The sequence below is a fragment of the Antarctobacter albus genome, assembly GCF_900101505.1.
Lineage (GTDB): Bacteria > Pseudomonadota > Alphaproteobacteria > Rhodobacterales > Rhodobacteraceae > Antarctobacter > Antarctobacter albus.
The window spans coordinates 213,504-227,685 of sequence record NZ_FMZI01000007.1; the positions used below are offsets into that span (position 1 = coordinate 213,504).

At 64.1% G+C, this 14,182-nt stretch carries 13 protein-coding genes; 10 read left to right on the top strand and 3 right to left on the bottom strand.

Annotated features, from left to right (window positions below; all coding sequences use genetic code 11):
• Nucleotides 1-180: 180 nt before the first annotated feature.
• The 10 genes from BLQ71_RS14020 (at nucleotide 181) to BLQ71_RS14065 (ending at nucleotide 12,121) form a co-directional block, all read left to right on the top strand.
• Nucleotides 181-756 carry a DUF2291 family protein gene (locus tag BLQ71_RS14020; RefSeq protein WP_229754871.1) on the top strand — a complete coding sequence of 192 codons (576 nt, stop codon included), beginning with the start codon at nucleotides 181-183 and terminating at the stop codon, nucleotides 754-756.
• A complete protein-coding gene (locus BLQ71_RS14025; protein ID WP_074622162.1) occupies nucleotides 756-3,077 on the top strand; it encodes a sugar-binding domain-containing protein in 2,322 nt (773 codons plus the stop codon). Before BLQ71_RS14020 ends, BLQ71_RS14025 begins: the two co-directional genes overlap by 1 nt.
• 16 nt (nucleotides 3,078-3,093) lie before the next feature.
• Nucleotides 3,094-4,158 (top strand): ABC transporter permease, encoded by a 1,065-nt coding sequence (locus tag BLQ71_RS14030; RefSeq protein ID WP_083342254.1) that lies wholly within the window; start codon nucleotides 3,094-3,096, stop codon nucleotides 4,156-4,158.
• A gap of 101 nt (nucleotides 4,159-4,259) precedes the next feature.
• Nucleotides 4,260-5,207 carry a D-ribose ABC transporter substrate-binding protein gene (locus BLQ71_RS14035; RefSeq protein ID WP_043137067.1) on the top strand — a complete coding sequence of 316 codons (948 nt, stop codon included), beginning with the start codon at nucleotides 4,260-4,262 and terminating at the stop codon, nucleotides 5,205-5,207.
• A 97-nt stretch (nucleotides 5,208-5,304) separates the two neighbouring features.
• A complete protein-coding gene (locus tag BLQ71_RS14040; RefSeq protein ID WP_074622163.1) occupies nucleotides 5,305-6,333 on the top strand; it encodes a LysR family transcriptional regulator in 1,029 nt (342 codons plus the stop codon).
• 60 nt (nucleotides 6,334-6,393) lie between these two features.
• Nucleotides 6,394-7,911: an arabinosylfuranosidase ArfA gene (gene arfA / locus BLQ71_RS14045; protein ID WP_074622164.1), complete on the top strand. Its 1,518-nt coding sequence runs from the start codon at nucleotides 6,394-6,396 to the stop codon at nucleotides 7,909-7,911.
• Between the two features lie 46 nt (nucleotides 7,912-7,957).
• Complete coding sequence (locus BLQ71_RS14050; RefSeq protein ID WP_069210964.1) at nucleotides 7,958-9,043, top strand: ABC transporter ATP-binding protein; 1,086 nt, start codon at nucleotides 7,958-7,960, stop codon at nucleotides 9,041-9,043.
• A gap of 28 nt (nucleotides 9,044-9,071) precedes the next feature.
• The gene (locus BLQ71_RS14055; protein WP_088702313.1) at nucleotides 9,072-10,349 is read left to right on the top strand and encodes an extracellular solute-binding protein; all 1,278 of its coding nucleotides are present in this window, start codon (nucleotides 9,072-9,074) and stop codon (nucleotides 10,347-10,349) included.
• Nucleotides 10,350-10,415: 66 nt separating this feature from the next.
• Nucleotides 10,416-11,300 carry a carbohydrate ABC transporter permease gene (locus tag BLQ71_RS14060; protein WP_043137058.1) on the top strand — a complete coding sequence of 295 codons (885 nt, stop codon included), beginning with the start codon at nucleotides 10,416-10,418 and terminating at the stop codon, nucleotides 11,298-11,300.
• Nucleotides 11,297-12,121 (top strand): carbohydrate ABC transporter permease, encoded by an 825-nt coding sequence (locus tag BLQ71_RS14065; RefSeq protein WP_074622166.1) that lies wholly within the window; start codon nucleotides 11,297-11,299, stop codon nucleotides 12,119-12,121. Before BLQ71_RS14060 ends, BLQ71_RS14065 begins: the two co-directional genes overlap by 4 nt.
• A 62-nt stretch (nucleotides 12,122-12,183) precedes the next feature.
• On the opposite strand, the gene BLQ71_RS14070 is transcribed toward BLQ71_RS14065, so the two are convergent.
• From BLQ71_RS14070 to BLQ71_RS14080, 3 genes are all read right to left on the bottom strand, one after another.
• Nucleotides 12,184-12,666, bottom strand: coding sequence for a YHS domain-containing (seleno)protein (locus tag BLQ71_RS14070; protein ID WP_074622167.1), 483 nt, complete (start codon nucleotides 12,664-12,666; stop codon nucleotides 12,184-12,186).
• Between the two features lie 50 nt (nucleotides 12,667-12,716).
• Nucleotides 12,717-13,565, bottom strand: coding sequence for a cysteine hydrolase family protein (locus BLQ71_RS14075; protein WP_083342255.1), 849 nt, complete (start codon nucleotides 13,563-13,565; stop codon nucleotides 12,717-12,719).
• A 178-nt stretch (nucleotides 13,566-13,743) separates the two neighbouring features.
• The gene (locus tag BLQ71_RS14080; RefSeq protein WP_074622168.1) at nucleotides 13,744-14,139 is read right to left on the bottom strand and encodes a hypothetical protein; all 396 of its coding nucleotides are present in this window, start codon (nucleotides 14,137-14,139) and stop codon (nucleotides 13,744-13,746) included.
• Nucleotides 14,140-14,182: the final 43 nt, after the last annotated feature.

A 14,182-nucleotide genomic window follows, 5' to 3' on the forward strand; every position in this document is an offset into this window, starting at 1 on the left:
GTTGGTTGCCATTCCCGCGACAGACAGGTTCCTGCCGATTGGCAGGAAGAAACGGAACAGCCTGGTCCGCCGGGCAGAATCGCAAGAGGGGGCACGCCCGACATGGCAACCACCGGCACAGTATCTGCCAGCGCCAGCAAGGCTACGCGCAGGAATGTAATCACCGCTATCGCGGGGGTTGTGTTGCTGGGCGCGATCGCGCTCGACACAAAGGTCGTGGCCATCGGCGGCGACGAGGACCTGCGGCAGCAGGCCTTTGACCCTGACCGCTTTGGTGTCGGCGAGTTCCCCCGCATCCGCGACTTCGTCACGGGCCGCGCCCCCGAGGCAGCGGACCTGGCCCGCGAACTGGCCGAGGACAAGTCGGCGGCAACCGCAGCTTACGGCACGATGGCGGGGGCCTTTCCGGTGATGACGGTGAAATTCACCGGCACCGTGGGCGAGGGAAAGTCCGGCATCTTCAACATCGACGTGCCGGACATGCCGGAGGGAACGCGGATCCGCGTTCAGACCGGGCCGGCAATCAACGGGACCGAGTTGCGCGATATCGTCGGTGACATCGAGTTCGGCGCCTTCAAGAACCAGATCGAGTACCAGGACGCGGGCGCGGGCATCAACCGGGCGATGTCTGCCGACGTGCTGACCGATCTCGACCGCGACAACCTGCAGGGCAAGACCATCTCCGTGACCGGCGCCTTTACCATGATCAACCCGAAGAACTGGCTGGTCACGCCCGTCGCGCTCGAGGTGCAGTGATGAAGGTGCCCGTGCATGACGAAACGCCGACCGCCGCGCCGGACAAGGTCGAGGTGGTTCTGGCCGCGCGCGACGTGACCAAGAGCTTTGGCGCGGTTCACGCGCTGAAGGGGGTGAACTTCGACGTCCACCGCGGCCAGGTGACGACGCTCTTTGGCGAAAACGGCGCTGGCAAGTCCACGCTGATGAAGATCCTGTCCGGCGTGCACATGCCCACGACGGGTGAATTGATCCTGGACGGTGCACCGGTCGAAATCCGCTCGACCGTCGAGGCGCGCGAACTGGGGATTTCCATCATCCACCAGGAACTGTCTCTCGCGCCCAACATGAACGTGCGCGACAACATCTTTCTGGGGCGCGAGATCATGGGGCCGCGCGGCGTGAACTTCGCCGAGGAAGAGCGCCAGTGCCGCCTCCTGATGGAAGAGCTGGAAGAGGACATCGATCCCCTGACCCCGGTCGAGGACCTGCGCCTGGGCCAACAGCAGATCGTCGAGATCGCGCGTGCGCTGTCGGTCAATTCCCGCATCCTCATCATGGACGAACCGACCTCGGCCCTTTCGGCGGCCGAAGTCGACGTGCTCTTCAAGGTGATCCATGACCTCAAGGCGCGCGGCGTCTCGATCGTCTACATCTCGCACCACCTCGAAGAGGCGCTGACCATCACCGACCATGCGGTCGTGCTGCGTGACGGGGTGATGACGGCCTATGCCCCCCGTGCGGAAATCGACCTGGAATGGATCGTCCGCAACATGGTGGGCGAGAACTTTGACCTCGGCTCGCCGCCGACGGGATACGAATTTGGCGAAACCGCCCTGTCGATCGAGGCGCTCAGCGTGCCCGCGCCGGGCGGCTCCGGCTATTCGGTCGTGGATCGCCTGTCGCTGAACGTGCGGCAGGGCGAGATCGTCTGCATCTACGGGCTGATGGGCGCCGGGCGCACCGAGTTGATGGAATGTGTCGCGGGCCGCCTGCCGGCCTCGGGCGGCACCATCCGGCTGCACGGGCGCGACCTGGCCGGGATGACCATTGCGCAGCGGATCGAGGCGGGCCTTGTCCTGACGCCCGAAGACCGCCAGCGCGACGGGCTGGTCCAGACCATGACCGTGGGACAGAACCTGTCGCTGGCTTCGATCGGGGCCTTTACCCGGCGCCTGCTGACGTCGAAGGCGGATGAGCAGGAAATCATCGAACGTTCGATCCGTGAGGTGACGATCAAGACCGACGGCGGCGGCGCTGCCATTGGCTCGCTGTCCGGTGGGAACCAGCAGAAGGTCGTGATCGGCAAGATGCTGGCCACCAAGCCGTCGGTCGTGCTGCTGGACGAACCCAGCCGCGGCATCGACATCGGCGCCAAGGCAGAGGTGTTCCGCCTGCTGTCCGAGGGCGCGAAAGAGGGCCTCGCCGTGGTCTATTCGACTTCCGAGGTCAGCGAATGTCTGTCCATCGCGCATCGCATCATCGTCATGCACAAGGGCAAGATCTCGGCCACCTTCGGGCCGGACGCCACCAAGGAACAGATCATGGCCGCCTCGGGCGAGGTGGATCTGCAGCAAAGCCTGACCGCGGCCTTTGGCCTGGATCATTGCGAGGTTGTCACCGACCTGCACCAGGAAGACCTGGCGCTTGGCCCGCTTGGCGCGGCGGGGGGCCGTTTCCTGACCTCGGTCATCGCCGACGGCCAGGCGAATGTCATCGGGGTTGGGCACGGGCGGACCCTGCTGGCCTGCGTCGAGAATCTGGCGCCGCAATCGGCACCGAACCTGAAAGTCGTGTCGCTGATGGGGGCGTTGACCACCGGGGCGGATGTGAACCCGCACGCGGTTGTCACACGCCTGGCCGACAAGACAGGGGCCGAGGCGGCCTCGATGCCCGTGCCTTTCATCGCCAATTCCACCGCCGACCGCGACGTGCTGCTGGGCCAGAAGGCCGCGCAGCAGGCGGCGGAGCTGGCCGGTCAAGCGGATCTGATGATCGTGGGCATCGGCACCACTGGGGCGCAGGCAGAGCTGGTCACGACGGGCATGATCGAGCAGGCGGAAATGGCCGGTATCGCCGAGGCCGGCGGCGTCGGGGAGATGCTGGGTCATTTCTTCGACAAGCGGGGCAAACCCGTGGGCCGCGAGATCACCGACCGCATCCTGACCCAGCCGCTGGAGCGGCTGAAAGGCCGTCGCATCGTCGCCGTGGCCGGGGGCGAAATCAAGACACAGGCGATCAAGGCCGTGCTCGAAAGCGGCCTGCTCAGCGGATTGATCATCGACGAACACACAGCCCGGGCAATTGTCGACATGGACAAGCCCGACACGGCGCAGCACTGAACTGGAGATCGCGGAAATGACCGATGTCACCACCAACAAGAAGCAGGGGTCAGGCGGGCTGATCGCCTCGATTTTTGGCGAGAATGCCAACCTCGTTCAGATCCTGCTGGAAGGCCGTGCCTTCTTTGCCCTGATCGCGATCATCATCATCTTCTCGATCCTGTCGCCGAACTATGCGACCGTGTCGAACTTTCTCATCATGGCCAATCATGTCGCCATTTTCGGGCTGTTGTCCGTCGGCATGATGCTGGTGATCCTGAACGGCGGGATCGACCTGTCGGTCGGCTCTGTCCTGGGCCTGACCGGGGTCTTCGCGGGCTTCCTGATGCAGGGGGTCGAGCTGGAGTCGGCCGGGGTGATCCTGTATCCGCCGGTCTGGGCCGTCGTGGTCCTGACGCTGGGGCTGGGCGCCTTCGTCGGCGCGGTCAACGGCGTGCTGGTTGCCTATTTCCGCGTGCCGGCCTTCGTGGCGACGCTGGGATCGCTCTACGTGGCGCGCGGTGTCGCGCTGCTGATGACCAACGGCCTGACCTTCAACAACCTGTCCGGCAACCAGAGCCTGGGCAACACCGGCTTTGACTGGCTTGGCTTCAACCGTATCGGCGGTGTTCCGATCGGGGTCATCATCCTGGCCGTGGTCGCGATTGCCGCCGGTCTGCTGCTGTCGCGCACTGCCTTTGGCCGCTGGCTCTATTCCTCGGGCGGGAACGAACGCGCCGCCGAACTGTCGGGCGTGCCGGTCAAGAAGGTGCAGATCACCGTCTACGTCCTGTCGGGCATGTGCGCGGCCATCGCGGGCCTCGTCCTCAGCTCGCAGTTGACCTCTGCCGGACCCACGGCGGGCACCACCTACGAACTGACGGCCATCGCTGCGGTCGTGGTGGGCGGCGCGAGCCTGATGGGCGGACGCGGCACCGTGCGCGGCACGCTGCTGGGCGCCTTCGTCATCGGCTTCCTGTCGGACGGCCTCGTGATCATCGGCGTCTCGTCCTACTGGCAGACCGTTTTCACCGGCGCGGTCATCGTCCTCGCCGTGATGCTCAACTCGATCCAATACGGGGGCAAGGCCAAGAAAGGCTAGGCCCGCCCCCACCCAAGTTTCGCGGTTTCCCGGGCAAGAGGAGGCCCGACGCGAAGTCCTGCCGGACCCCGGCAATCACCAACCCAAGGGAGAGAATTCTCATGATCAAGTTCACCAAACGCGCCCTGCTGGCCGCCGCCGCTTCGCTGCCCCTGATGGCAGGCTCGGCCTGGGCCGAGGGCCTGATCTCCATCATCGTGACAGACCCGGCCAACCCCTACTGGTTCACCGAGGGCCAAGTCGCCAAGGCAACCGCAGAAGAGCTGGGTTACGAAGCCACCGTTGCCGCGCACAAGGGCGACACCAACGTGGAATCCAACCTGATCGACGCGGCCATCACCAATGGCGCCAAGGCGATCATCCTTGACCCTGCCAACGCGGACGGGTCCGTCGGCGTGGTGCGCAAGGCGACCGAGGCCGGCATCCCGGTCTTCCTCGTGAACGCCGAGATCAACGAATCCGGCATCGCCATCGCGCAGCTGGTGTCGAATAACGCCCAGGGTGCAGCGCTGGGCGCCGTTGCCTGGCAAGAACTGGTCGGCGACGAGGCCAAATATGTCGAGTTTTTCGGCAACCCGGCCGACAACAACGCTGCCACCCGTTCGAACGGGTACAACACCGTGCTGAGCCAGTATCCGGACCTCGAGAAGGTCGCGCAGGAAGTGGCCAACTGGGACCGGACCCAAGGCTATACCAAGATGCAGTCGATCATCCAGGCCAACCCGGTCATCGATGCCGTCATCTCGGGCAACGACGAAATGGCGCTGGGTGCGATCGTCGCGCTGAAGGAGGCCGGCAAGCTTGAAGGCACCATCGTCGGCGGTTTCGACGGCTCGCCCGACGCGGTCGAGGCCGTGCGCGCAGGCGAGATGGCCTATACCGTGCTGCAGCCGGTTGCCGTCTTCTCGCGTGAGGCCGTGATCCAGGCGGACTACTACATCAAGAACGGCGAACCGAAAGTGGCCCAGGAAAAGCAGCTGTTCGACTGCGCCCTGATCACCCCTGACAACGTCGACAAGTACACTGCGCCCTTCACTCTGTCCGAGTGATCCCGGCACGGATGTTGCAAAGCAGGGCGCGCCTTCGGGCGCGCCCTTTCCTTTGCGGGGTTGCTAAACCGGGGACGCAGGGAGAGTCTGGCAGCAGATGCCCGGCGCGGCGGTCGGGTGCGTACTGGGGGCTGCGGCCGTGTCACACTACCTTCGCTCACTCCGGCCGGTTCAGCTGCGCCTCATCAGCGCGATTGCCGGTCACGGGAAACTGCGGCTCGCGGCGGATGTCTGCGGGATGACCACGCCGGCCGCGTCGCGGATGCTGGCCGACATGGAAGAGAACATCGGCTCTGCCCTGTTCGAACGGACGCCCAAGGGGATGCGCGCGACGCCCGAGGGAACGGTTCTGGTGACCCATGCGCGCAAGCTGGTGCATGACATCGACCGGATGTCGCAGGATTTCTCTGCTCATCTGGGCGGCATGGGCGGGTCGGTGCGTGTGGGGGCCGTGACCGGCGGGGCGCTGGCCGCGATGATCCCTGCGATCCTCGACCTCAAGTCCCTGGCGCCGGGGATCGACGTATCGCTGGATGTCTCGTCGTCGTCGCAGTTGATGTGGGGGCTCGAACGCGGCGATTACGATTTCACGCTGAGCCGGGTCGGCCCGCACGACTATTCGCGGGATTTCGACATCCAGCCCGCCCGAGACGAGGAGGTCCTGCTGATGGTGCGGCGGGGGCACCCAATGGCCGAGGCGGGCCGGGTGTCGCTGGCTGACCTGTCAGACCAACTCTGGACGATGCAGGACCGTGGGGCGCCGATCCGGCACGCGCTTGAAATCGCCTTTCACGAGGAAGGCACGGACCTGCCCGACAATCTGATCAAGACTGCCTCCGTGGTGGCCATCATGGCCCTGCTGCGCGATTCCGACGTCATCGCGGTGGTCACGCAGGAGGTTGCCGACCTGCTGCTGTCGCCGCCCTATTGCGCCGATCTGGTCCTTCTGGACACGATCCGGCCCATCCCGATCGAACCCTACCACATCCTCTGTCCACGGGATCGCCTGATGTCGGCGGCGGCCCGACGGCTGCTTGGGCTTGTCGAAAAGCGGCTGGGCAAGGGGCAATCGGATCCGAACTGTATTACCAATTCTGTCAACGCGATAGACCGAGATGTAAATTGAATGTAAACGCGCGGCGACCCTACTGTGCCCCCAACACGACATTCGCACCTGGGAGGGGACATGAAGGGCCGCGCTTCGATACATCGGGATTTCAGCATCGCGCAGATCGATGACCGTCTATATTCGGCGTTCATCGAACACATGGGGCGGGCCATCTACAGCGGCATCTACGAGCCTGATCATCCCACCGCAAACGCTGACGGGTTCCGCAATGACGTGCTGGACCTGGTGCGCAATCTCAAGATCCCGGCGATCCGATATCCGGGTGGCAATTTCGTCTCGGCATATAAATGGGAAGACGGCGTTGGCCCGAAAGAGGATCGTCCTGTCCGGCTGGACCTGGCCTGGCGGTCCAAGGAAACCAACCAGGTGGGCATCAACGAATTTGCCCGCTGGGCCAAGGATGCCGAGATCGAGATGATGCTGGCGGTGAACCTCGGCACCCGCGGGATCGAGGAGGCGCGCAACTTCGTCGAATACTGCAACCACCCCTCGGGCACCTACTGGAGCGATCTGCGCCGCAGTCACGGCGTCGAAGACCCCTATGGCGTCAACATGTGGTGTCTCGGCAACGAGATGGACGGCCCCTGGCAGATCGGCCACATGGAGGCCAAGGAATACGGGCGCCTTGCCGACGAAACCTCTAAGGCGGTCAAGGCCTTCGGCAAGGGGATCGAGACGGTGGTTTGCGGCTCGTCCAACGACCAGATGCCGACCTACCCGGACTGGGAACGGCAGGTGCTGGAAGAGTGCTATGAGAATGTCGACTACATCTCCCTGCACAAGTATTTCGGCAACAACAGCCGCAACAGCCTGAACTACTTTGCCAAGGTCGAGGAGACAGGGCGCTATATTCAGTCGATCGCCGGGGTGATCGACTATGTGAAGGCCAAGAAACGGGCCAAGAACGACATCTATATCTGCTTTGACGAGTGGAACGTCTGGTATCACAACCGCGAAGAGGACTCGAAGAATTGGCATTCCTGGGACTGGCCCGAGGCGCCGGCGCTGCTGGAAGAGGACTACAACCTCGAGGACGCGATCTTTGTCGGCGGGTTGCTCAACGAGTTCATCCGCCGGTCCGACCGGGTCAAGATCGCCTGTATCGCGCAGCTGGTGAACGTCATCGCCCCGATCCGCACCGAACGCGGCGGCAAGGCCTGGGCGACTTCGATCTACTATCCCTACCAGTTCGCAAGCCTCTATGGCCGCGGTACCGCGCTTAACGTCGCGGTGGACTGCCCACGCTATGACGAGGCGGTGGCGCAAGACGTGAATTACCTGGACGTGGCCGCGGTGCTGGCGCCGGACGGCAAGTCGATCACGGTGTTCGCCATCAACCGCAGCCCGGACGAGGCGATGGAGCTTGACCTGGCGTTGCATGGTTTTGACAGCCTCAAGCTGATCGACCATCAGGTGATGGGCGGGGACAGCAGCCTGGCCCGCGTGGCCAACACCTGTGCCGAACCGAACAAGGTAACCCCGCGCAAGGGCGACAGGCTGGCCGTGGGCGAGGGTGCGCTTAAGGGCGAATTGCCGGCCTTTTCCTACAGCATGATCCGGCTTTCGGTCGGCTGAGGCGGAGATGCCCGGCCAAGGTGAAACGAAAGAAGGGGGAGGCACGATGAAGGACGCGGGCGTTCATCTGAGAGGGATCAAGAAGAGCTTTGGCGCCATCGACGTGATCCGTGGGGTCGACATGGACATCCAGCGCGGGCAATTCGCGGTCTTCGTCGGCCCGTCCGGATGTGGCAAGTCCACGCTCCTGCGGATGATTGCCGGACTGGAAGATACGAGCGATGGCCAGATCGCCATCGGCGACCGCGACGTGACGCACGAGGATCCGGCGGATCGCGGCGTGGCGATGGTCTTTCAGTCCTACGCGCTGTACCCGCACCTGTCCGTCTATGAAAACATGGCGTTCAGCCTGCGCCTGGCCAAGCGGCCAAAGGCCGAGGTGGACGAAAAGGTGCGCGAGGCCGCCGGTATCCTGCAACTGGTGGAGCACTTGGACAAGAAACCCGCGCAACTCTCTGGCGGGCAGCGTCAGCGGGTGGCCATCGGGCGGGCCATCGTGCGCGCGCCGGAGGTGTTCCTGTTCGACGAACCCCTGTCCAACCTGGACGCCGAGCTGCGGGTGCAGATGCGGCTGGAACTGGCGCGGCTGCACAAGGCGCTGGGCGCCACGATGATCTACGTCACGCATGACCAGGTCGAGGCGATGACGCTGGCCGACACGATCTTTGTGCTGCAGGGCGGCTACGTCCAGCAAAGCGGCGCGCCGCTGGATCTGTACGACGATCCGTCAAACCGCTTCGTCGCGGGCTTTATCGGGTCGCCGTCGATGAATTTCCTTGATGCGACGGTGTCCGGGCACGGGGACAACGGCGTGACAGCCACGCTGACCGGCCAGCCGGACATCAGCTTTGACATCCCCCTGGTGGACAAACCCGCGCACGGCGCACGGATCGCGCTGGGGATGCGCCCCGAGCATCTTCAGGTGACAGAGGGACAGGGCCTGCGGGTCACGGTGGACGTGGCCGAGGAACTGGGCGGCGTGTCCTACCAGCACGGCACGCTGGACGGCGGCGAGCCGGTGATCTTTCAACAGACCGGCGCCCGGCACGGGATGCACGGAACGATACAGACGGTGACGCCCGACCCCGGGCGCATCTTCGTCTTCGACGCTGAAGGCGACCGCATTCGATAAGGCAATGACAGTCAGGAGGAGGACTGAAATGACTATGAAGTTTGGCAAGCTGGCCGCGGCAACCGCGGTGGCGCTGGGACTCTCCGGTCCGGCCTGGGCCCAGGTCGAAGTCGAGTGGTGGGACTTTCTGGCTGGCGGTGACGGCGTGCGCATGAAGGCGCTCATCGACCAGTTCAACGAGGAACACCCTGAAATCCAGATCAGCGGGACGACGCTGGAGTGGGGCCTGCCCTTCTACACAAAGGTGCGCACTGCGGTTGCGGTTGGACAGGGTCCCGACATCATGACCTATCACCTGTCGCGCCTGCCGCTGGCGTTGGAAGAGGACGTGCTGTCGCCGATCAGCGATGCAGATCTTGAGGCTGCGGGCCTGTCGAAAGGGGATTTCTTCGAGGCGTCGATCACCGCCGCCTCGACCGATGACGGGCAGTTGATGGCCGTGCCTTTCGACATTCACGCCGTCGTTGTGCACTACAACCGGACGGCGCTGGACGGGACCAAGTGGCTGGACGCGGACGGCAACCTGACCGGCATTTCCTCCATCGCGGAGATGACCGAGCTGCTGACCTGGGCCAAGGGGGAAGGTTTCTCAGACCCGCTGAGCTTTCAGTCCGAAGGCGGAGGCGGCACCTGGCGGATGTTCTACACGCTCCTGCGCCAGCAGGGCGGTGAGATGCTGACCGACGGTGAGGTCCTGGTCGGCGACAACATGGACAAGGCCGTGACAGCGATCCAGACCCTGGCCGACTGGCGCGCCGAGGGACTGATTCCCGAGCAGGCCGCCTACGAGGCCTCGGTGGCGCTTTTCTCGGGCGGCAAATCGGTGCTGCACATCAATGGCGTCTGGGAAGTGCCGACGTTCAAGGACTCGACCGACGACGGCTCACTGGGCTTTGAATGGTTTGCCAATGAAGTGCCTCAGATGATGGACATGCCCGCCACCTGGGCGGATTCCCACGCCTTTGCGATCCCCAATGACCCGGACATGACCGACGAAAAGCGCGAGGCTGTCCTGACAGTGATCGGCTGGATGCAGGAACATTCGCTGGCCTGGGCCGGTGCGGGCCATATCCCCGCCTACAAACCCACGGTCGAAAGCGATGATTATGCGGCGCTGCAGCCCAATGCGACCTATGCCTCGCTGGCGGACAACGCGGCCTTTGATCCGCGTTCGAAAATCGCGGGCGTGGCCTCGCCGGTCTACGATGCCGTGGACAACCTGATCGCCCCGGCGGTGCACGGGTTCCTCAGCGCCGAGGATGCGGCCGAGCAGATGAAAGCGCAGCTGCAAGCGCTGCTGGACTGACGTCGATTTCCCCGGGCCTGCGCGGCAGGCCCAGGGCCACATAGGTGAGCGGAAAGGGAGGCCCTCATGTCGATACCGAAGCGCCGACGCCGCGAGTTGCGGGCGTCATTCCTGATGACCGCGCCATTCCTGTTCATCTTCATTGTCTTTTTCCTCTACCCCACCTTCAGTGTGATTGCGCTCAGCTTTACCGATGCGCCGTTGATCGGAGAGGGGCAGTGGATCGGCCTGGACAACTACGCCAAGCTGCTGAACGACCGGCTGTTCTATACCTCGCTCTGGAACAACCTCTATTTCGTGCTGCTGACAGTTATCCCCACAACGGTGATCGCCCTGCTGATCGCCCTTGCCGTGAGCAGGCTGAAGGGGCGGATGCAGGCGCTGGTGCTGACCCTCTTTTTCCTGCCCTATGTCCTGCCCGTCTCTGTCGTGACCATGATCTGGGCCTGGATGCTGGATTTCCAGTTCGGCATCCTGCAACCGCTGATCGCCGCCATAACGGGCAAGCCTGTGCCGGTGTTCAAGAACCCCTACTGGGTGATGCCCATGATTGCGGTGGTCACGATCTGGTGGACCAACGGGTTCAACGTGCTGCTGCTGATCGCCGGTCTGCGCAATATCCCGCCCGACCTCTACGAGGCGGCGGCCCTGGACGGGGCAACGCCCTGGCAGCGGTTCTGGCGGGTGACCTGGCCGCTGCTCTGGCCGATCACCGCGCTGGTCCTGACACTGCAACTGATCCTGCAACTCAAGCTTTTTGACCAGGTGTACCTGCTGTCGAACGGTGGTCCCTTCAACCAGTCCTACGTCGTCCTGATGCAGATGTACCGAGAGGCGTTCCAGCTGAACAACGGGGGCTATGCCTCGGCCATCGCGATGGTGCTGTTCCTCTTCATCGTGATCGTCTCGGTCCTGCAATTCCAGCTCTTGCGCATCGGAGGCCGCAAATGACCGTCAAACGCGCCAGGGATCTTGCCTTTTCCGGCATCGTGCTGATTGCCGCCGCAATCTGGATCTTTCCGCTCTACTGGGCGCTGACCACGTCCCTTCGCAGCGAAAACCGTATCGTGTCGGATGCCGGTGTGATCATCGACGAGCTGAACTTTTCCGCTTATCTTTCCGTGCTCTCCAACTCGAAACTGCCGATGTGGTATTTCAACTCGGTCGGAACCTCGCTTATCATCACCGTCATCGTACTGGTGACCGGGATGATGTGTGCCTACGCGCTGTCGCAACTGCGCTTTCCCGGGTGCAAGTTGCTGTACCTCGTGGTTGTGGCCAGCTTCATGGTGCCGGTTCCGGCGCTCTACGTCGCGCAATTCGTGCTGATGAGCGACCTGAACCTGGTCAACACCTGGTGGGGGATCATCCTGCCGCAGCTGATCGTTCCGGTGGTCGTGATCGTCTACAAGCAGTTCTTTGACGCCATCCCGCGCGAGATGCGCGAGGCTGTGCTGCTGGATGGGGGCGGAGAGTTCACGCTGCTGTTCAAGCTCTACCTGCCGCTCAACTGGGGCATCACGGCGGCGCTGGCTATCATCACTTTCATCTCGGCCTGGAACAACTTTTTCTGGCCCTTCCTGATCGCCACCAGCGAGAACATGATGACGATCCCCGTCGGCATCACGCAGGTCAACGACAGTTTCGGTGTCGCCTACGCCCGGATGATGGCCCTGGCCCTGCTGGCGGCGGCGCCGGTCATCATCGGCTACCTGGTCTTCCAGAAACGCGTGACCGAAGCGGTGATGATCTCGGCCGGGGTCAAGGGCTAGGCCAGACGGGATCGGGCCGCAGGCATGTCCCGCGGCCCGCCCTGTTTGCAAAAGTACCGGGATCAGAGATCGCCGATCGGGGTCTCGATGATTTCGGGCCACTTGGCAAAGGCGCCGGAGATCACGGTTTCCCGGTCTTCTAGGTACTTGTCGAAGATCGCCTTGTTCACGAAGAGATACAGCTTGCCGTCGACGATGTCGGCATAGCGCACGTCGCCGTCCAGCTTCTTGCCGACATAGACGCCGAAGGCGCAGAACCCGCCGAACTGAGGCAGCATCGCCGCCGGATCGGCGTCGAAGGCGGCCTTGGTCTCGGCATTGGCAAAGTAGTAGTCGACGCCGTCGTGTTCCGAGGTGTATTCCGCGTCACCGATTTCCGGTGCGTCGGCCTTGAACATCGACACCGGGTCAAAGCCGTGCATGCCCAGAGGGTTGCCCGTCAGGGTCAGCCCGTTGGACACGTTGTATTCGTCGGCGGCAAAGGCGGCCGATGCCAGCGCGATCAGCGATGCGGAGACGGCGGCAGCAAAGGTCAGTTTGGTCATGGTCTTGATCCTTGTTTTCAGGGAGTTTTCAGGGGGGAGTGCTGCGCCGCTTACGCGCCGCGAGCGATGCGGGTCACAGCGTCGTCTGTCCACCAGACGCCGTTGGCGACCATTCGGAAATTGATGATGGCGGCGAGGTATCCGTCGCCCTCGGGCACCTTGGCCCCGGCGGTGGCGTCCCGCACCACGGCGACCTCGTAGCCCAGCTCCAGCAGCTCGTAGAGATGCGCCTGGGTGCAGAGGTTGGCCGACATGCCGGCCAGGATGATCTTGTCGATGCCCCGCTTGCGCAGTTGCAGGTTCAGGTCGTTCTGCGCCGGGCCGTAGACCTTGTGGGGCGAACAGACGATGGTTTCACCGTCCTCGATGTATGTCTTGTACTGCGGCATCCAGTCGGCGCCGGAGCCTTCGAACCCGTCCAGAGAAAGCGCGTCGGGACGGTCGAACATGCCGATGGCGTGCATGGTTTTTTCCAGCGTGCCCTCGAACTGCCACTTGTGGTCATGCGGATAGTAGTAGTGGGGCGAGATGAAGACGGGCATGCCCGCGGCCTTGGCGGCGGCAAAGAGGCGCTCGATATTGTCGACGGTGCCCTGTTCGGTCACGCTTTCGCCCACGACGCCCCAGGTCACGCCGTCCTCGGACAGGAAGTCGATCTGCGGGTCGGTCACCACCAGCGCGGTCCGGCCGGGCGTGATTTCCATGTCGATTTGCGGCAGGCCGGGGTCTGCCGGATCGGCATAAAGCGCGCGCGCCTCCGGGGTGGCGGCATGGGCCGCCGAGCCGGCAATGGCAGCGGCCCCGGTGGCGGCGGCACCGGCCAAAAGGCGGCGGCGCGCGGTGTCCACCTGTTCAGGCGTGACGTTGCAGCCGCAGGTGTCGTGGTCGTCGTGTTTCATGGTCTCTCTCCTTCAGGTCAGAGCGGGGTGGGGACAGCGCAATTGCGCTGCCAGGGCCGCGAAAGTGGGTGCGCCGCATGGCGGTGCCGGTCGCGGCGCTTGGCGTGCCGCGTTGGTCTTTTTGTCTTTCGCTGTCCTTGGGGACCGGGGTGCCAGCTAGGGCCGCCCGGGAATGGGGTCAGTCCACTGCGGGCGGCAGGATGCAGGTACAGACCGGCAGGGGCGTCAGGGCCTGCGGTCCGGGCAGCGGGGCGAGGTCGGGGAGATCCTCGGGCAGGATGCGCGCGGCGCGCCAGTCGGCCTCGTCGGTTTCTCGAGGGAGGCGGGCCATGAGTTGCGGACTGCCGAGGGCATGGCCTTCGGCTGTGCCGCTGGCATAGGCCGGGGCGGACATCATGATGAGCGTGGCCAGGACGCCGGTGGCCAGGGCGCCGGCCACCGCCGCGATCAACAGCGAGGCCATCTCGCGCAGGCCGCGTATCCAGGGCGATCCTTGCGACGCGTGTGCGACGGTCGTGCGGCGATAGCTTGGTGTGTCGGATCCCGGGCGGGCCGGGGCGCAGGTCAGTTCCATGTCTTGGGCCTTTCGTGTTCGCGTTGCCCGGGGCGCTGGCCCC

What these genes read in the sequence shown, in the direction of transcription:
- BLQ71_RS14025 (WP_074622162.1), top strand. Translation starts at nt 756, where the DNA reads ATGAAGGTGCCCGTGCATGACGAAACGCCGACCGCCGCGCCGGACAAG.
- BLQ71_RS14030 (WP_083342254.1), top strand. Translation starts at nt 3,094, where the DNA reads ATGACCGATGTCACCACCAACAAGAAGCAGGGGTCAGGCGGGCTGATC.
- BLQ71_RS14035 (WP_043137067.1), top strand. Translation starts at nt 4,260, where the DNA reads ATGATCAAGTTCACCAAACGCGCCCTGCTGGCCGCCGCCGCTTCGCTG.
- BLQ71_RS14040 (WP_074622163.1), top strand. Translation starts at nt 5,305, where the DNA reads ATGCCCGGCGCGGCGGTCGGGTGCGTACTGGGGGCTGCGGCCGTGTCA.
- arfA (WP_074622164.1), top strand. Translation starts at nt 6,394, where the DNA reads ATGAAGGGCCGCGCTTCGATACATCGGGATTTCAGCATCGCGCAGATC.
- BLQ71_RS14050 (WP_069210964.1), top strand. Translation starts at nt 7,958, where the DNA reads ATGAAGGACGCGGGCGTTCATCTGAGAGGGATCAAGAAGAGCTTTGGC.
- BLQ71_RS14055 (WP_088702313.1), top strand. Translation starts at nt 9,072, where the DNA reads ATGACTATGAAGTTTGGCAAGCTGGCCGCGGCAACCGCGGTGGCGCTG.
- BLQ71_RS14060 (WP_043137058.1), top strand. Translation starts at nt 10,416, where the DNA reads ATGTCGATACCGAAGCGCCGACGCCGCGAGTTGCGGGCGTCATTCCTG.
- BLQ71_RS14065 (WP_074622166.1), top strand. Translation starts at nt 11,297, where the DNA reads ATGACCGTCAAACGCGCCAGGGATCTTGCCTTTTCCGGCATCGTGCTG.
- BLQ71_RS14070 (WP_074622167.1), bottom strand. Translation starts at nt 12,666, where the DNA reads ATGACCAAACTGACCTTTGCTGCCGCCGTCTCCGCATCGCTGATCGCG.
- BLQ71_RS14075 (WP_083342255.1), bottom strand. Translation starts at nt 13,565, where the DNA reads ATGAAACACGACGACCACGACACCTGCGGCTGCAACGTCACGCCTGAA.
- BLQ71_RS14080 (WP_074622168.1), bottom strand. Translation starts at nt 14,139, where the DNA reads ATGGAACTGACCTGCGCCCCGGCCCGCCCGGGATCCGACACACCAAGC.